Raw genomic sequence first — 15,646 nt, forward strand, 5'->3', positions numbered from 1 at the left:
CGTGCAAAGTCAGTAATCTTATTCTACACTGAGGTATTTTTTTCTCAACCTTCTTTCTTGGAATTCCTTATATTTGAATTATACAGGAAGCTCCTTGTATTTTTTTTACCAAAAGATATAATAAAGTATAGGGTAACCCGATAGTCAAGAGGAGATTTTTTTATGGAGAAAAAAATATATATGACAACCGGAGAATTTGCAAAGCTTGCCGGGGTCACAAAACATACTTTATTTTACTATGATGAGATTGGGCTTTTCTCTCCTGAAATCAAACAGGAAGAAAATGGCTACCGCTATTATTCTGTTGCACAATTCGAAATTCTGGAGGTTATTTCCATCCTCCGGGAACTAAATATGCCATTAGCTGAAATCCAAAGTTACATGGACTCACGAACTCCTCAGCAATTTTTAAAACTTTTCAAGGAGAAAGAACAACTCCTGCAAAAGAAAATCAACGAATTAAAAATGCTCAAACAATTGATGCATACGAAAAGACAGTTCATCGAAAAACATTTCCAAAAAGATACACATACTATTACCGTCTGTCCGGAACCCGATCGCTATCTGATCCAGTCAGCGATCGGAGGAGAGAGCGATGACCAAATATGGGCAGCTGCAATCGGAACATTTTTGGACTACTGTACAGAACACGAAATCAAAAGTCCCTATGCAATCGGATATCAACAAAAAACAACCGATATCCGAAACGGGATCTTCAATAACTATCGTGTCTTCTACCAGATGCTTGACAGAAAGCCCAAAAATATAGCCTTTGTCCAAAAACCTGCCGGAAATTATATGGCCGCCTATCATAAAGGGGACTGGAAGACTCTGGAAAGTACTTACCGCACAATGCTCCATTACGCAGAGCAAAACAATCTGGAGCTCGGTACACATTTCTATGAAGATGCCATCTTAGATAGCCTGACAGTGCAGAATGAAGAAGATTTTATTATCCGGATCACTTGCCGTGTGGAAAAAAATTAAATTTCTTCTTATCTGTTTTCGGAATCAAAAAAACAGATGCCGAAAGTCCTGTTCCGCTTTCAGACATCTGTTCTTTTGATTTTCTTTTATAAAGATTCGATCTCTACCGTTCTTCCATCGCTCCAGATTCTCTCTAAATCATAGAACAGACGGTTTTCTCTGTCAAATACATGCACGATCAAGTCGCCGAAATCTAACAGTACCCAATTTCCGAGTCCCTGTCCTTCTCTTTGTTTTACTTCGTATCCACCTTTGTGCAGATATTCTTCCACGTTGTCGACCAGCGCTTTTACTTGATTTTCACTGGAACCATTTGCAATGATGAAATAATCTGCAAGTACAGATACTTGTGAGATATCGATGATACGGATATCTTCTCCCTTTTTATCGCTCAGCGCCTCGTAAGCAAGACGCACCATTTCTTTTGAGTGATCCATTTTTATGCCTCCTCTGTCCGTTTTTCAAATAAGTCTTTGTAATATAGATAAGTCTTCTCTGTGATCGGATCGATCACCTTATCCCGTGTCCGCAAATAGGCGAGAGAATTTTCCAAGATTGTAAACAATGCCTGATCAATATTTTGAAAAGACATCCTTCGGATCTCGTCCAGTTTTGGAATCTCTTTCCTTCCCGGTTCTATAAAATCTGCAATATAAATAATTTTCTCAAGAAGTGTCATTCCCGGCCGCCCGGTCGTATGAGATGTGATTGCCTGCGCAATCGTCTCATCACCGACATGATATTTGTGTACTGCCATATAAGCGCCAAGCTTTGCATGCAGCAATTCTGGATTTTTCTTTTCAGACTCTGTGACCTCGATCTGGTATTTTTCGCACAGCTTTATTTTCTTACTGTTTGGAATCCCTTTGGCACAGTCATGAAGCACCCCTGCAGTCATCGCCTTCTCAATATCTTCCCCGTAGCACATCGCCAGTGAAGCAGCTGTGTACATCACTCCAAGCGTATGCTCATATCTGTCACTGTCGAGATGTAGTTTTACTTCTTTTTTAATTGCATGAATGTTTGCATTTTCTTTCACTTTCCCTTTTCCTCCGTAAGATACAGTCTGTGCTCATGAATATACTCTTTGACTCCAGGCGGAACAAGACTGCTGATATCCATTCCATACTGGACCATCTGACGGATATCACTTGAGGAAACATCCATCATCGGTGTGAGAAGCAGCTCTATCCCCGCCTGATACTTTTTCTTCAGATAATCAATCTGCTCCTGTACCTGCGACTGATCTTTCTCATCACGGCATGCCGCCAGAATCGTACAGTCAGACAAAAGGCTTTGCGGACATTTCCATGACTCAATGGAAAAAAGCGAATCCGCGCCTATGATAAAATAAAATTCGTGTTCCGGGTAAAGTTCATTTAAGTTCCGTATCGTATCATAAGAATACGATACGGTTCCCTTCTCTGCCTCGTACAGATTCAATTCAAAACGGTCATGCCCTTCCAGAGCCAGTTTCACCATCTCAATCCGATGCCGGACTGCGGTCTCCCCTGATTTGTGTGGTGGATTTCCATTTGGCAGGAACCACACTTTCTGGAGGCGGAACTGTCTGGCTGCGTACTCTCCGAGCATTAGATGACCATTGTGGATCGGATCAAATGTCCCACCCATGATTCCGATTTTCATTGTTCTCATTCTCCTTTACGGCAGAATAATTTTCTTTTTATTGTCTTTTCCTTCTCTGTAAAGTACGATTTTCTTTCCGATCACCTGCACAACCTGTGCCCGTGTTCGTTCTGCGATCAACTGTGCAAGTTCTTTTGGATCATCTGCACAGTTCTTTAAAACACTGATTTTAATCAGTTCTCTTGCCTCCAGCGCCTCGCTGATCGCCTCAGTAAGCGCAGGTGTCATGCTGGATTTACCAATCTGGAAAATTGGATCCATCGTCATAGCAAGACTCTTTAAATATGCTCTCTGTTTTGTTGTCATCTTTTATCCACCTCTGTTTCTCTGTCAAAAACTCTTTTCTATTTGTAATAGTCAAACTGCAGACCATACATCCGCACAGTGTCTCCTTCTTGGATGCCTGCATCTTCAAGCTGCTGAAGAATACCGGTATCTTTTAAGAATTTCTGGAAGAACGCAAATCCCTTCTCGGAATCCAGATTGGTGTAACCAAGCATCTTCTCGATCTTTGGCCCTTCCACAACATATACATCGTCTTCTTTCTCTACCGTATAAGGAAGATCGATCGTAATTAATTCCTCCTCCGGGAAATACTCCTGTTCAAAAATAACCGGAGGTACATCCAATGTCTTCAGCTGTTCACGTACATAGTAGAGGAGTTCCTGCACACCCTCACCGGAAACACCGGAAATCGGAAATACTTTGATTCCTTTTGGCTCAAACTCCGCCCGAATCTTCTCTACCGGATCTTCATCCTCCGCATAAATCAAATCTGTCTTATTTGCCGCGATCACCTGAGGACGCTTTGCGATCTCGCTGTTGTAATTTTCCAGTTCTGCATTGATCTTATAAATATCCTCAATCGGATCTCTTCCCTCCGAAGAAGCCGCATCGACAACATGGATCATCATCTTTGTACGCTCAATGTGACGTAAAAATTCATATCCCAATCCAACTCCCTGTGATGCTCCTTCGATCAGACCCGGAATGTCAGCGATTACAAAGCCATCTCCGCCATCTTTAAAATCTACAACACCTAAATTCGGATTCAATGTTGTAAAATGATAATTTGCAATCTTCGGATTTGCGTTTGTCACACGAGAGAGGAACGTCGATTTTCCTACATTTGGAAATCCGATCAGCCCAACATCCGCAATCACTTTCAGTTCCAGATTCACCCAGAGTTCCTGTGCAGGCTGTCCTGGCTGTGCATACTTCGGCACCTGCATCGTCGCAGTTGCAAAATGCTGATTGCCAAGTCCTCCTTTTCCTCCCCTGAGAATTACCTGTCTTCTATTTTCTCCGGACATATCTGCGATCACCTTGTCAGACTCTGCCTCTTTGATGATCGTTCCTTCTGGAACTTTCAGGATGATATCCGGCGCATTCTTCCCATGACATCTGCGCTTTCCACCCTGTTCTCCATCTTTTGCGACATACTTTCTTCTATGACGGTAATCTGCAAGTGTGTTGAGTCCGTCATCTACTTCAAAGATCACATCTCCGCCTTTTCCGCCGTCTCCTCCGTCCGGTCCGCCGTTTGGCACATACAATTCTCTCCGGAAACTTGCATGTCCATCCCCGCCTTTTCCGGAACGGATATAAATTTTTGCTCTGTCTGCAAACATATTTTTGTTTCCTTTCTATGTCAATCTCTCTGTTCTATTGTTCCATGAATGCTATTATTATATCAGAATCTTGTAATGATAGATAGTAGAATTTAAAAAAGACTCCAAACCTGATGATTTGAAGCCTATTTTCATACTTATTATTCTGCTACTGGATAGATAGAAACTTGTTTCTTATCTCTTCCTTTTCTTTCGAATCTTACAACTCCGTCAACTAAAGCGAATAAAGTATCATCTCCACCGCGTCCTACGTTAACTCCTGGGTGAATCTTTGTTCCACGTTGTCTGTAAAGGATATTTCCAGCTTTTACAAATTGTCCGTCAGCTCTTTTCGCACCTAATCTCTTAGATTCAGAGTCTCTACCGTTCTTTGTAGAACCAACTCCCTTTTTGTGAGCGAAAAATTGAAGGTTTAATTTCATCATGGTCTTACACCTCCTCAAATGTTATATCAATATATTGCTCGTAGTTTTCGTCATCTACTATGCTCTCAAGACCGAGAATCATCGCATCCAACAACAGTGCAGCCCTCTCCGAAGGACTATTTGGCAGTTCAAATTCAATTACACCTTCCTCATCATCCGATACCAAACTTGTCTCATCTGATGTGTAACGGTCAATTGCATTCACTGTATTAATGATCAGTACCGAAGCTGCTGCGCAAACAATATCCTGCCCCGCCTCGCTCATTCCGGCATGTCCTTTCGTACGAAAACCAACACATGCATGCTTTTCATTTTTTAAAATCGTTACCTGAATCATGGTCTTGATTAAGCGTTGATCTTTTCGATCTTAACAGCTGTGTACTGCTGTCTGTGACCATTTTTCTTATGGTATCCAGTTTTTCTCTTATACTTGTAAACGATAACTTTTTTAGCTTTTCCATCTCCGATTACAGAAGCTGTAACTGTTGCACCTTCTACTGTCGGATTTCCAACTTTTAATTCAGCATCGCTAACTGCAAGCACCTGGTCAAATGTGAAAGTTTCTCCAGCTTCTACACCAAGTTTCTCTACTCTAATGATATCGCCTTCGGCTACTTTGTACTGTTTACCACCTGTTGCTATAATTGCGTACATATGGCACCTCCTATTATCATTACTCGCCAGCTTTGGTGACCTTAAATAAGATTCTTATACCTCGCTGTGCGGCATCTCCTATATACTATCATCTGTTTTTCATTGTGTCAATAGGTTTACTGATTTTTTTTATACTTTTTATTCCTCTTTCCATATGCTTATAGCAGTAGCTGATGATCTCGCGTCTTGTGATGATTCCGATAAAATTCTGCTGATCATCTACGACCGGGACGAAATTCTGCTCCATCGCGCGGTCGATCAAATCCTCCATCTTTGCGCCTGCATTCACGGCCTGATAATCATAACGTCTTGTGACCTCTGTCATCAGAATATTTTCCGCCTTTTTCAGGTCAAGATTGGCATGATCCTTGATCCACCAGAGAAGATCGCCCTCTGTGATGCTTCCCACATATTTTCCCTCCCGGTTCAATACCGGAACAGAAGAATATTTATGATGCTCCATTGTTTCTAACACCTGTCGCAATGTGTGATTGTCATAGACATATGCAAGATCACTCTTCGGTCTTAGAAAAAATAAAATGTTCATATATCTGTCCTCTCTTTAGCTGTTAAATCTGTGTTTTTACAAAGATATCATAAATTGCCTGGATGGCAGTTTCAAACTCCTCATTTTTCACTCCGATAATAATATTTAACTCACTGGATCCAAGATCGATCATTTTGACATTGACATTTGCATGTGCCAAAGCAGAGAAAATGCGCCCGGCTGTTCCTCTCGCACGCGCCATCCCTCGTCCAACAACGGCAAGCAAAGCGAAGTCTGATTCCAGCTGAATATGATCCGGTTGTACTGCCCGCTGAATTCCGGAAATTACAGCCTGCTCTTTCTCCTCAAACACAGACTGATCCACAAGCACTGTCATCGTATCAATACTTGACGGCATATGTTCAAACGGAATCTCATTGTCTTCAAAAATCTGAAGAACTTTTCGCCCAAAACCGATCTCTGCATTCATCATTTCTTTTTCAATATGAACCGAAGCAAATCCTTTTTTTCCTGCAATCCCGGTGATCGTATACTTCGACTGACGGCAAGTACTTTCCACGATCATCGTACCAGGGTCTTGCGGTGCATTGGTATTGCGGATATTGATCGGAATTCCGTCTTTTCTCACCGGAAAGATAGCATCCTCGTGCAGGACTGTGGCCCCCATATAAGAAAGCTCTCTCAACTCTCTGTATGTGATCGTCTCGATCGGCTGAGGATTGTGGATAATCCTTGGATCTGCAATCAGAAATCCCGAAACATCCGTCCAGTTCTCATACATATCCGCCTTCGCAGCCTTTGCCACGATCGATCCCGTAATATCTGATCCTCCTCTTGAAAATGTGTGGATCTTTCCATCCGCTCCCATTCCGTAAAATCCCGGAATCACCGCACGATTTGCATTTTCAAGACGTTTCGCGAGTACATCTTCGGTCCGTGTCAGATCAAGATTTCCTTGCTTATCAAAAAAGATCACTTCTGCCGCATCAATAAACGTGATGCCCAGATAACTGCTCATAACAATCCCATTCAGATATTCTCCTCTGGATGCCGCATAATCTCTTCCTGCCTTTTTTAAAAACTGTTCCGCGATCACCTCAAATTCTTTATCAAGAGATAACTCCAGCTGAAGTCCGTCAATGATTTCTTCATAGCGTGCTTTGATCTCGTTTAACAGTGGGAGAAATTTCTTTCCTTTCTCTGCCAGTTCATAGCAGTGGTAGAGCATGTCTGTGACTTTCGTGTCATTAATATGCCGTTTTCCCGGTGCAGATGGAACTACATAGCGTCTTGTCTGATCCGCCCGGATAATCTCTCCTACTTTTTTAAACTGAGCCGCATTTGCAAGCGAACTCCCGCCAAATTTTACTACTTTTCTCATTCGGTACCTTCCTCTCATTTATCCAAGATATTCTTCTGCAACTTCTGGTGTAAAAACAACGCCCTGGATGCCGAGCATCTTTGCCGCCTCTACATTCTCTGGTCTGTCATCAAAGAATATCGCATTCTCCGGTTTTATATTATACCTCGTCAGAAGGGTTTTGTATATCTTTTCTTCCGGTTTTATACATTTTTCTTTGTAAGAAAAAACACCTCCGTCAAAGCTATTGATAAATCCCAGTTCCTCTTTTGTCATTTCATATAATCCTTCCGAATAATTGGAAAGATAATAGATCCGGCACCCTTTTTCACGAAAATGAGCGATGAGACGATCTGTGTAAGGGAATTTATGTATGCAGCCCGCAAGTCCTTCAAATACTTGCCGCACCTCCTTCTCATTATGCGGTGCATTTTGAAGGAAGCACTGCAGCCATTCTTCTGGTGTAACAGCACCCTGGTCCCCAAGGATCCAGGCCTCACTTAAGAAAATCGCATCTGCCAACACTTGAAAAGTCTTCTCGTCAAAACAAAACTGCTTTAGATAAGATTCCCAGTCATACTCAACAAGCACTTTCCCAAGATCAAAAATCACAGTATCTATCATCTTTTTCCTCCTCTTTTTTGTATTCTTCTCATCATTTCATTTATATAAAACCATTTAAGCTCTTTCTATCTTTACACATTGAAAAAGGAGTGTTTGTAAAAACACTCCTCACTTCTGCACATATTCATTAATTATATTTACGTTTTCTAGCAGCTTCAGATTTCTTTTTACGTCTTACGCTTGGTTTTTCGTAATGTTCTCTTTTACGAATCTCCTGCTGAATACCAGCTTTTGCACAGTTTCTTTTGAATCTGCGTAAAGCGCTATCTAACGTCTCATTATCTTTTACGATTACATTTGACATAGTCTCACACCTAACCTCCCCTCCAGCCCTATATTGTGCATCATACGACTGTTCGGGTATTTTTATTGCACTACATATGATTATAGCATATTTTTTGATTTCGTCAATAGTTTCCTGCAAATTTCCGGAATGATTTTTATTACTTTTTTCTTCTTTTTTCAGACTTTTTCAAAAAAATCAACCAGTTTGCACGCATCTACTGAATCTGTTCTGCTAACACTTCTTTCGCTTTCGACAATGCTGCGTCAATTCCTTCTGGATTCTTTCCGCCAGCCTGCGCCATATTCGGACGACCTCCGCCGCCTCCACCTACAAGACCAGCAATTGCTTTGATCAGATTTCCTGCATGAGCACCTTTCTTTAACGCACCTTCTGTAGCTGTCGCCATCAGGCTAACCTTACCACCTGCTGCTGAAGCGATCACTACAACTCCTTCTCCGAGTTTTTCTTTTAACTGATCGCCAAGCTCACGAAGTCCTCCCATGTCTACATCTTCCACACGGACTGCAAGCACTTTCACTCCGCAAATCTCCTCTACCTGATTCATCACATCGCCGACAGCTTCCTGAGCCGCTTTGCTTTTTAAGCTTTCGATCTCACTGTGAAGTGACTTTGTCTCTGCGAGCAGATGACTGATTTTCTCCGCCAGATTCTCTGGTGTTGCTTTTAATAATTTTGCCGCTTCTGCAAGCTTCTGTTCCTGTGCTTTATAATAAGCAAATACACCGTCCCCAGTCAGCGCTTCAATACGGCGCACACCAGCTGCCACACCGGATTCGGACACGATCTTAAATGTTGTGATCAGACCAGTATTACTTACATGTGTTCCACCGCAAAGTTCTTTAGAGAAGTCTCCCATTGTGACAACGCGCACATCTTCTTCGTACTTTTCTCCGAAAAGTGCCATTGCACCTGTCTTTTTCGCCTCTTCCACATTCATTACTTCTGTTACGACCGGATTGTTCTTTGCGATTTCTTCATTTACAAGCGCTTCTACTGCCTCAATCTCTTCTCTTGTCATCGCAGAAAAATGTGCGAAGTCAAAACGAAGTCTGTCTGGTGTCACAAGAGAACCTTTCTGCTCCACATGAGATCCGAGTACTGTTTTTAATGCCTTCTGGAGCAGATGTGTTGCACTGTGATTCTTACATGTATTCAAGCGTTCTTTCGATCTCACCTCAAGTGTCACAGTATCTCCTGTGCGGAACATTCCCTTTGTCACACGACCGATGTGTCCGAATTTTCCTCCGAGCAGCTTGATCGTCTCTTCTACTGCGAACTCTGCATCTGCAGTATGGATGATTCCAGTATCGCCTTCCTGTCCACCCATTGTAGCATAAAACGGTGTCTTCTCTACGAAGATTGTAGCTCTCTGTCCATCTGCAACCGCTTCCGTGATCTCACTTTCTGTTGTAAGCACTGTGATCTTAGAATCACAGGACAGTGTGTCATATCCGACAAATTCGGTTGTGACAGACGGATCGATTTCATCATATACAGTCGCATCTGCACCCATATAGTTTGTCTCTTTGCGGGCTTCTCTTGCCTGGACTCTCTGTTTTTCCATTGCTACCTGGAAACCTTCCTCGTCAATTCCATAACCTTTTTCTTCCAGAATTTCTTTTGTCAGATCAAGTGGAAATCCATAAGTATCATACAGTTTAAATGCATTTTCTCCAGAAAGTACCTTTTCTCCGGCCTGATTCATCTCTTCCTGCATCACCGAGAGAATATGCAATCCCTGATCGATTGTCTTGTCAAACTTATCTTCCTCCTGCGTCAGCACATTGAAGATAAAATCTTTCTTTTCATCTAATTCCGGATACCCGTCTTTGGAACCTTCGATGACTGTCTCACTTAATTTTGCAAGGAATTTTCCTTCAATTCCAAGAAGACGGCCATGTCTTGCCGCGCGGCGGATCAGACGGCGAAGTACATACCCGCGTCCTTCGTTTGTCGGCATGATTCCATCTGAAATCATAAATGTTGCAGAGCGGATATGATCGGTGATCAGACGGATCGATACGTCCTGATCCGCATCTTTCTTGTAAGTCACGTTCGCTGCTTCACACACTTTATCACGAAGTGCTTTGACAGTATCCACATCAAAAATAGAATCTACATCCTGCACAACAGAAGCAAGACGTTCCAATCCCATACCGGTATCGATATTCTTCTGCTCTAACTCAGAATAATTTCCATGTCCATCGTTGTCAAACTGAGTGAATACATTGTTCCAAATCTCCATATATCTGTCGCATTCACATCCAACTGTACAATCCGGGCTTCCGCATCCGTATTTCTCCCCGCGGTCATAGTAGATCTCAGAACATGGACCACATGGACCAGCTCCATGCTCCCAGAAATTATCTGCTTTTCCAAACTTGAAGATACGCTCTGCCGGAATTCCCATCTCCTTGTTCCAGATCTCAAATGCTTCCTCATCATCCACATACACAGACGGATATAAGCGGTCTGCATCAAGTCCTACCACTTCTGTCAAAAATTCCCATGACCACTGGATAGCTTCTCTCTTAAAGTAATCTCCGAAAGAGAAATTTCCAAGCATCTCAAAAAATGTACCGTGGCGTGCTGTCTTTCCGACATTCTCAATATCTCCGGTACGGATACACTTCTGGCAGGTTGTCACGCGCTTGCGCGGCGGAATCTCCTGTCCTGTAAAATATGGTTTCAGCGGCGCCATTCCCGAGTTGATCAGGAGCAGACTGTTGTCATTGTGCGGCACCAGTGAAAAACTCTTCATTGCAAGATGTCCTTTGCTCTCAAAAAATTCAAGGAACATCTTTCTCAATTCATTTACTCCGTATTGTTTCATACTTTTCCTCCTAAGGCAAACTATTTCATGTCTGATCGACTTATTTGCTAAATACTTCCTAATTATAAATAGGTTTGCCTGCCTTGTCAATGAACAGACAGCAGAAAACATGCCGTTCTGATCCAGGCGGCAAAAAGATTACACTTCTGTAATAAAAAACACTGCCTATTCAACTGAGATCGCATACGCTGTCTGTCTGCGGCATTCTCTGCCGGACAGACCTGATAACTTACTGCAATCTCTCTCGTAGGCAGTGTCCTTCTCCTTTTCATTTGAAAGGGGATCTTCTTATTTTTTTTCTTTTCTGACACGCAGAGCATGTCCGGCTTTGACTCCAAGAACTGCTACTGCCATCAGAAATACCATTTTCACAACTGTGATAATAAGTTCTGCAAAAAATGCCATATTCTTCCCTCCATTCGGATCTTTCTCTCCGACTTTTCTTCTGTTATCATAACACAGCACTCTGCATTTGTAAAGCCGTGCAAAGCTTCTTCCTTCTGCTTCTAATTCAACTCGATCTCTGCCAGTTCTTTTGGAGGAAGCTTTTTAGTAGAAGTTGACACAAATTTTTTCAATTCTGCCTGTGCTTTATTCACCGGAAGATTCGTTCCCGCTCCGGCAACACATCCTCCCGGACATCCCATTCCTTCGATCAGACATCCATTCATCTTGCCTGCCTTTGCAAGTGTCAACAATTTTTTACACTCTGCAAGTCCTTCTGCATGTTCGATCTTCACATCGATATCCGGATAATACTCATTGATACACTGCTCGATCGCATTTGCGACACCACCTGCCACTGCATAGCCACGGCCGGCTCCGGTTGCATCATGGAAGGAGGATTCTCCTTCATAATTATCAAAATCAATGTCTTTCGCATCAAACATCGCCTGCAGTTCTTCAAAAGTGATCACAAAATCCACATCACTGCGCACACTTCTTCTTGATGCCTCCAATTTCTTTGACGCACACGGACCGATAAATACCACCTTTGCATTTGGATGCTTCTGTTTGATCGTCCTTGCAGTCGCAACCATCGGTGTCAATTCCTGAGAAACTTCGTCTACAAGGTCTGGGAAAAATTTCTTTGTAAGCATAGACCACGACGGGCAGCAAGATGTCAGAAGGAATGGCAACTCTCCCGTAGCTACTTTTTCCGCATAGTGATGCGCCTCTGAAACAGCTCCAATATCCGCTCCCAGTGCGACCTCATATACTTCGCTGAAGCCTAAGTCCAATAATGCAGACTTAATTTTTCTTGGTGTGACATCCGTTCCAAACTGTCCAACAAAGGCAGGTGCAATCTCTGCAATGATCTCGCCGCCTTCTCTGAGCGCTCTTCCCAACTGAAAGATCTGTGACTTATCCGAGATTGCTCCGAATGGACAGCTTACCATACACATTCCACAGGAAACACATTTCTCATTGTCAATCTTTGCTCTTCCTACTTTGTCACTGACAATCGCATTTACTCCGCATGCTCTCGCGCATGGGCGCTCTTTCTTTGCAATTGCATCGTATGGACAGGCAGACTTACATTTTCCACACTTGATACACTTTGACTGATCGATATAAGAATGTCCGTTTACCATAGAGATCGCATCTTTTGGACAGACCTCTGCACATGGATGTGCCAGACAGCCTTTACACATATTGCTGACCTCATATCCACGCTCTTCGCACGCAGCACACGCAGATGGCACAACCTGCATGAGCGGCGGCTCATAATACTTCTCAGAAATATTACTTTCTTCCACTCCTGCTGTAATATGAACCGGACGGTCTTCCGGACGCAAAGACATTCCCATCGCAAGGCGTACACGCTCACTGACAACAGCTCTCGCACGATACATACTGTCCCTATATTTTTCTCCATCCTCCGTCACAAGACGATATGGGATTTCCTCAATCTCTTCAATCAGATTCTCTGATGTTGACTCAAATGCTACTTTCGATACTTCACGGAATACTTGTCTTCTGATTTTTCTGACAGGTGTTTCTAATCCTCGCATTCCCATTCTTCTTCCTCCTTTATCTTTCCAGCATATATCCATGACATTTTTACAATGTCACAAGCTGCTTTTCCATCGGACATCGGTTCCGATACATTATTACTTTAATCATAAAAGAGTGTTAATCGTTTGTCAATGTTCTCGAATGCATTCTTTCAGATACAATGTAACTTGCTTCCACTCTCCCACTTCCATATTTGGAAGGAGATTGCTATCTTATATGAGAGGTCTTTATGCAAATACACGCTGCGCATAATAGACAGACTGCATGGCATCTTTTCCATAGAAATCGGCCCCGATCATCTCTGCATATTCCGGATTTAAAACAGCACCTCCGACCATCACTTTGCAGTCCGGACAGTGTTCCCGCAGCAATCGGATCGTCTCTTCCATGCTCACAACAGTCGTAGTCATCAGCGCGCTCAGTCCGACCAGTCTGATTCCCTCTTGTTTTGCAGTATGCACAATCACCTCCGGATCCACATCCTTTCCAAGATCGATCACATCAAAACTATAATTTTCCAACAGAACTTTCACGATATTCTTCCCGATGTCATGGATATCTCCTTTGACTGTAGCAAGGATCACTTTTCCTTTCTTCTGCTCTTTTTGTCCGCTTCGTTCCAGCACTTCTTTCAGCACGGCAAATGCTTCTTTCGCTGCCTCTGCACTCATCAGAAGCTGCGGAAGAAAGACTGTTCCCTTCTCAAATCCTTTTCCAACAACATCCAGCGCCGGGATCAACTGTTCCTGGATGATCGCAAGCGGCTCTTTTTCTCTGACGAGCTCTCTCGTAAGATGTCCCGCCTCTTCCTTTAATCCACGTTCGATCGCTGTCTGCAGTGACATTTCTCCCGCCCGGGACATCTCCTGCCCGGCCTGTGTCGGACTGCCCGCTATAGACTGTTGTTCTTCCTCGACAGTTTTACTGTACCGCTCTATATAGGAAGCACAGTTCTCATCATAGTTCATCAGCGCACAAAACGCATAATAAGAATTCATCATCTCCTCCGAGAACGGATTGAGGATTGCCGATGTAAGCCCTTGCTGCATCGCCATCGTATAAAAATGCGCATTGATCACAGGACGTTTCGGAAGTCCAAAAGATATATTGGATACGCCAAGCACCGTATTTACTTTGCATACTTCCCGCACGAGTTTCAATGCTTTCAATGTCACAAGCGCTCCTTCCGGTTCAGAACTGATCGTCATCGCAAGCACATCAACAACAATGTCTTTCCGATCGATCCCATATTTTTCCGCCTCACAGATGATTTTTTCCGCGATTGCAAGACGCCCCTCTGCCGTATCCGGGATGCCGTCTTCATCAATCGTCAGCGCAACAACGACGCCACCATACTTCTGCACCAGTGGAAACACCTGGTCCATCGACTCCTGTTTCCCATTGACAGAGTTGAGCATCGGCTTTCCATTGTAAATTCTCATCGCACGTTCCATCGCTTCCGGAAGCACCGTATCAATCTGAAGTGGAAGGCTTGTGACACTCTGAAGTTCTGTCACCACTTTTTCCATCACTGCCACTTCATCGATGTCGGGAAGTCCTACATTGACATCTAGAATATGTGCGCCTTTCTCCTGCTGCATGATCCCTTCTTTCAGGATATAGTCAAAATCTCCATCTTTCAATGCCTGTTTTAATTTCTTTTTCCCAGTTGGATTGATGCGTTCTCCAATGATGACAGGCTTTCTGCCAAAACTTATGCAGGTTCCATAAGAAGATACGAGTGTATGGTGCTTCTTTACCGGTGGAACTGCCTTCATCCCCTGACATAGTGTTGTCATCTGTCTGATATGTGCCGGTGTTGTTCCGCAGCATCCCCCTATAATGCAGGCGCCCTTCTCTACAATCCGTTTCATCGTAGAAGCAAATTCTTCCGGCATTACATCGTAGTAAGTCTGCCCGTCCCGCTGTTTCGGAAGTCCTGCATTTGGCTTTACAATCACAGGCAGCGACGTGTAAGTCAAAAGTTCCTCCAAAATCGAAAGCATCTGCTCCGGTCCCATACCACAGTTGATTCCGAGGGCATCCACACGAAGTCCTTCCAGCATCGCAACCACCGAAGGAACGTCTCCCCCCGTCAAAAGCTTTCCGCGTTCGTCAAAGATCATCGTTGCAAATACGGGAAGACTTGTGCGCTCTTTCGCCGCGAGAACTGCTGCCTTCACTTCATAAGTATCGCTCATCGTCTCAATATGAATGAGATCTGCTCCGGCTTTCTCACCATATTCCATTACTTCTGCAAATGCCTCATAGGCATCCTCAAAGGCAAGATCTCCCATCGGCTTTAACAACTTTCCGGTCGGTCCAATATCCAGACCCACATAGATTTCTCTGCCATCTTTGACACCACGCCGTGCCGCCTCCCGCACATTTTCCACAGCTCTGGCGACAACCTCCTGCAAAGGACAGTCTTCACTGTGAAACTTCAACGCATTCGCGCCAAAAGTATTGGTCAGTACAATATCGCTTCCCGCCTCAAAATAATTCTGGTGGATCGCAATGACTTCTTCCGGTCTTTTTAAGTTCCAGCTCTCTGGAAGTTCTCCCGGCTGTAACCCTTTCTCCTGTAACAATGTGCCCATTCCTCCATCGAGAAACAGTAATTCTTTTCCCAAACGTTCTAACAGCATCCT

The 15,646-nt window shown here is 43.5% G+C and carries 16 protein-coding genes; 1 reads left to right on the forward strand and 15 read right to left on the reverse strand.

Annotation, left to right across the window (positions count from 1 at the left end; genetic code table 11):
- Positions 1-162: 162 nt before the first annotated feature.
- Positions 163-987, forward strand: a complete 825-nt coding sequence (locus EDD74_RS01735) for a MerR family transcriptional regulator (RefSeq protein WP_116442144.1) — start codon at positions 163-165, stop codon at positions 985-987.
- 86 nt (positions 988-1,073) lie between these two features.
- On the opposite strand, the gene rsfS is transcribed toward EDD74_RS01735, so the two are convergent.
- The 15 genes from rsfS to EDD74_RS01810 all read right to left on the reverse strand — a co-directional run bounded on the left by rsfS (position 1,074) and on the right by EDD74_RS01810 (position 15,643).
- Positions 1,074-1,424, reverse strand: a complete 351-nt coding sequence (gene rsfS, locus EDD74_RS01740; RefSeq protein WP_116442143.1) for a ribosome silencing factor — start codon at positions 1,422-1,424, stop codon at positions 1,074-1,076.
- Between the two features lie 2 nt (positions 1,425-1,426).
- Entirely contained in the window at positions 1,427-2,026 is a 600-nt protein-coding gene (gene yqeK, locus EDD74_RS01745) for a bis(5'-nucleosyl)-tetraphosphatase (symmetrical) YqeK (RefSeq protein ID WP_008975777.1), read from the reverse strand.
- Entirely contained in the window at positions 2,023-2,634 is a 612-nt protein-coding gene (gene nadD / locus EDD74_RS01750) for a nicotinate-nucleotide adenylyltransferase (protein ID WP_008975778.1), read from the reverse strand. Before nadD ends, yqeK begins: the two co-directional genes overlap by 4 nt.
- A 15-nt stretch (positions 2,635-2,649) precedes the next feature.
- The gene (gene yhbY / locus EDD74_RS01755) at positions 2,650-2,940 is read right to left on the reverse strand and encodes a ribosome assembly RNA-binding protein YhbY (RefSeq protein ID WP_008975779.1); all 291 of its coding nucleotides are present in this window, start codon (positions 2,938-2,940) and stop codon (positions 2,650-2,652) included.
- Between the two features lie 38 nt (positions 2,941-2,978).
- Positions 2,979-4,265: a GTPase ObgE gene (gene obgE / locus EDD74_RS01760; protein WP_008975780.1), complete on the reverse strand. Its 1,287-nt coding sequence runs from the start codon at positions 4,263-4,265 to the stop codon at positions 2,979-2,981.
- Positions 4,266-4,405: 140 nt separating this feature from the next.
- Entirely contained in the window at positions 4,406-4,690 is a 285-nt protein-coding gene (gene rpmA / locus EDD74_RS01765; protein ID WP_008975781.1) for a 50S ribosomal protein L27, read from the reverse strand.
- Positions 4,691-4,694: 4 nt separating this feature from the next.
- Positions 4,695-5,027 carry a ribosomal-processing cysteine protease Prp gene (locus tag EDD74_RS01770; RefSeq protein WP_116442142.1) on the reverse strand — a complete coding sequence of 111 codons (333 nt, stop codon included), beginning with the start codon at positions 5,025-5,027 and terminating at the stop codon, positions 4,695-4,697.
- 8 nt (positions 5,028-5,035) lie between these two features.
- Positions 5,036-5,344: a 50S ribosomal protein L21 gene (gene rplU, locus EDD74_RS01775; RefSeq protein WP_008975783.1), complete on the reverse strand. Its 309-nt coding sequence runs from the start codon at positions 5,342-5,344 to the stop codon at positions 5,036-5,038.
- Positions 5,345-5,432: 88 nt separating this feature from the next.
- On the reverse strand, positions 5,433-5,891 hold the full coding sequence (locus EDD74_RS01780) for a CBS domain-containing protein (RefSeq protein ID WP_008975784.1): 459 nt from the start codon (positions 5,889-5,891) through the stop codon (positions 5,433-5,435).
- Between the two features lie 22 nt (positions 5,892-5,913).
- Positions 5,914-7,233, reverse strand: a complete 1,320-nt coding sequence (locus tag EDD74_RS01785) for an aspartate kinase (protein ID WP_009261772.1) — start codon at positions 7,231-7,233, stop codon at positions 5,914-5,916.
- Between the two features lie 18 nt (positions 7,234-7,251).
- On the reverse strand, positions 7,252-7,836 hold the full coding sequence (locus EDD74_RS01790) for an HAD family hydrolase (protein ID WP_008975786.1): 585 nt from the start codon (positions 7,834-7,836) through the stop codon (positions 7,252-7,254).
- Positions 7,837-7,963: 127 nt separating this feature from the next.
- The gene (gene rpsU / locus EDD74_RS01795) at positions 7,964-8,140 is read right to left on the reverse strand and encodes a 30S ribosomal protein S21 (protein ID WP_008975787.1); all 177 of its coding nucleotides are present in this window, start codon (positions 8,138-8,140) and stop codon (positions 7,964-7,966) included.
- A gap of 196 nt (positions 8,141-8,336) precedes the next feature.
- A complete protein-coding gene (gene alaS, locus EDD74_RS01800) occupies positions 8,337-10,976 on the reverse strand; it encodes an alanine--tRNA ligase (RefSeq protein WP_116442141.1) in 2,640 nt (879 codons plus the stop codon).
- A gap of 506 nt (positions 10,977-11,482) precedes the next feature.
- A complete protein-coding gene (locus EDD74_RS01805) occupies positions 11,483-12,997 on the reverse strand; it encodes a 4Fe-4S dicluster domain-containing protein (protein ID WP_008975790.1) in 1,515 nt (504 codons plus the stop codon).
- A gap of 225 nt (positions 12,998-13,222) precedes the next feature.
- On the reverse strand, positions 13,223-15,643 hold the full coding sequence (locus tag EDD74_RS01810) for a homocysteine S-methyltransferase family protein (RefSeq protein ID WP_116442139.1): 2,421 nt from the start codon (positions 15,641-15,643) through the stop codon (positions 13,223-13,225).
- Between the last annotated feature and the right edge of the window lie 3 nt (positions 15,644-15,646).

This window comes from Faecalimonas umbilicata, from assembly GCF_004346095.1.
Taxonomy (GTDB): domain Bacteria; phylum Bacillota; class Clostridia; order Lachnospirales; family Lachnospiraceae; genus Faecalimonas; species Faecalimonas umbilicata.

Bases quoted from the DNA above. Each gene is read 5' to 3' on its own strand.
- EDD74_RS01735 (WP_116442144.1), top strand. From the start codon at position 163: ATGGAGAAAAAAATATATATGACAACCGGAGAATTTGCAAAGCTTGCC.
- rsfS (WP_116442143.1), bottom strand. From the start codon at position 1,424: ATGGATCACTCAAAAGAAATGGTGCGTCTTGCTTACGAGGCGCTGAGC.
- nadD (WP_008975778.1), bottom strand. From the start codon at position 2,634: ATGAAAATCGGAATCATGGGTGGGACATTTGATCCGATCCACAATGGT.
- yhbY (WP_008975779.1), bottom strand. From the start codon at position 2,940: ATGACAACAAAACAGAGAGCATATTTAAAGAGTCTTGCTATGACGATG.
- obgE (WP_008975780.1), bottom strand. From the start codon at position 4,265: ATGTTTGCAGACAGAGCAAAAATTTATATCCGTTCCGGAAAAGGCGGG.
- rpmA (WP_008975781.1), bottom strand. From the start codon at position 4,690: ATGATGAAATTAAACCTTCAATTTTTCGCTCACAAAAAGGGAGTTGGT.
- EDD74_RS01770 (WP_116442142.1), bottom strand. From the start codon at position 5,027: ATGATTCAGGTAACGATTTTAAAAAATGAAAAGCATGCATGTGTTGGT.
- rplU (WP_008975783.1), bottom strand. From the start codon at position 5,344: ATGTACGCAATTATAGCAACAGGTGGTAAACAGTACAAAGTAGCCGAA.
- EDD74_RS01780 (WP_008975784.1), bottom strand. From the start codon at position 5,891: ATGAACATTTTATTTTTTCTAAGACCGAAGAGTGATCTTGCATATGTC.
- EDD74_RS01785 (WP_009261772.1), bottom strand. From the start codon at position 7,233: ATGAGAAAAGTAGTAAAATTTGGCGGGAGTTCGCTTGCAAATGCGGCT.
- EDD74_RS01790 (WP_008975786.1), bottom strand. From the start codon at position 7,836: ATGATAGATACTGTGATTTTTGATCTTGGGAAAGTGCTTGTTGAGTAT.
- rpsU (WP_008975787.1), bottom strand. From the start codon at position 8,140: ATGTCAAATGTAATCGTAAAAGATAATGAGACGTTAGATAGCGCTTTA.
- alaS (WP_116442141.1), bottom strand. From the start codon at position 10,976: ATGAAACAATACGGAGTAAATGAATTGAGAAAGATGTTCCTTGAATTT.
- EDD74_RS01805 (WP_008975790.1), bottom strand. From the start codon at position 12,997: ATGGGAATGCGAGGATTAGAAACACCTGTCAGAAAAATCAGAAGACAA.
- EDD74_RS01810 (WP_116442139.1), bottom strand. From the start codon at position 15,643: ATGCTGTTAGAACGTTTGGGAAAAGAATTACTGTTTCTCGATGGAGGA.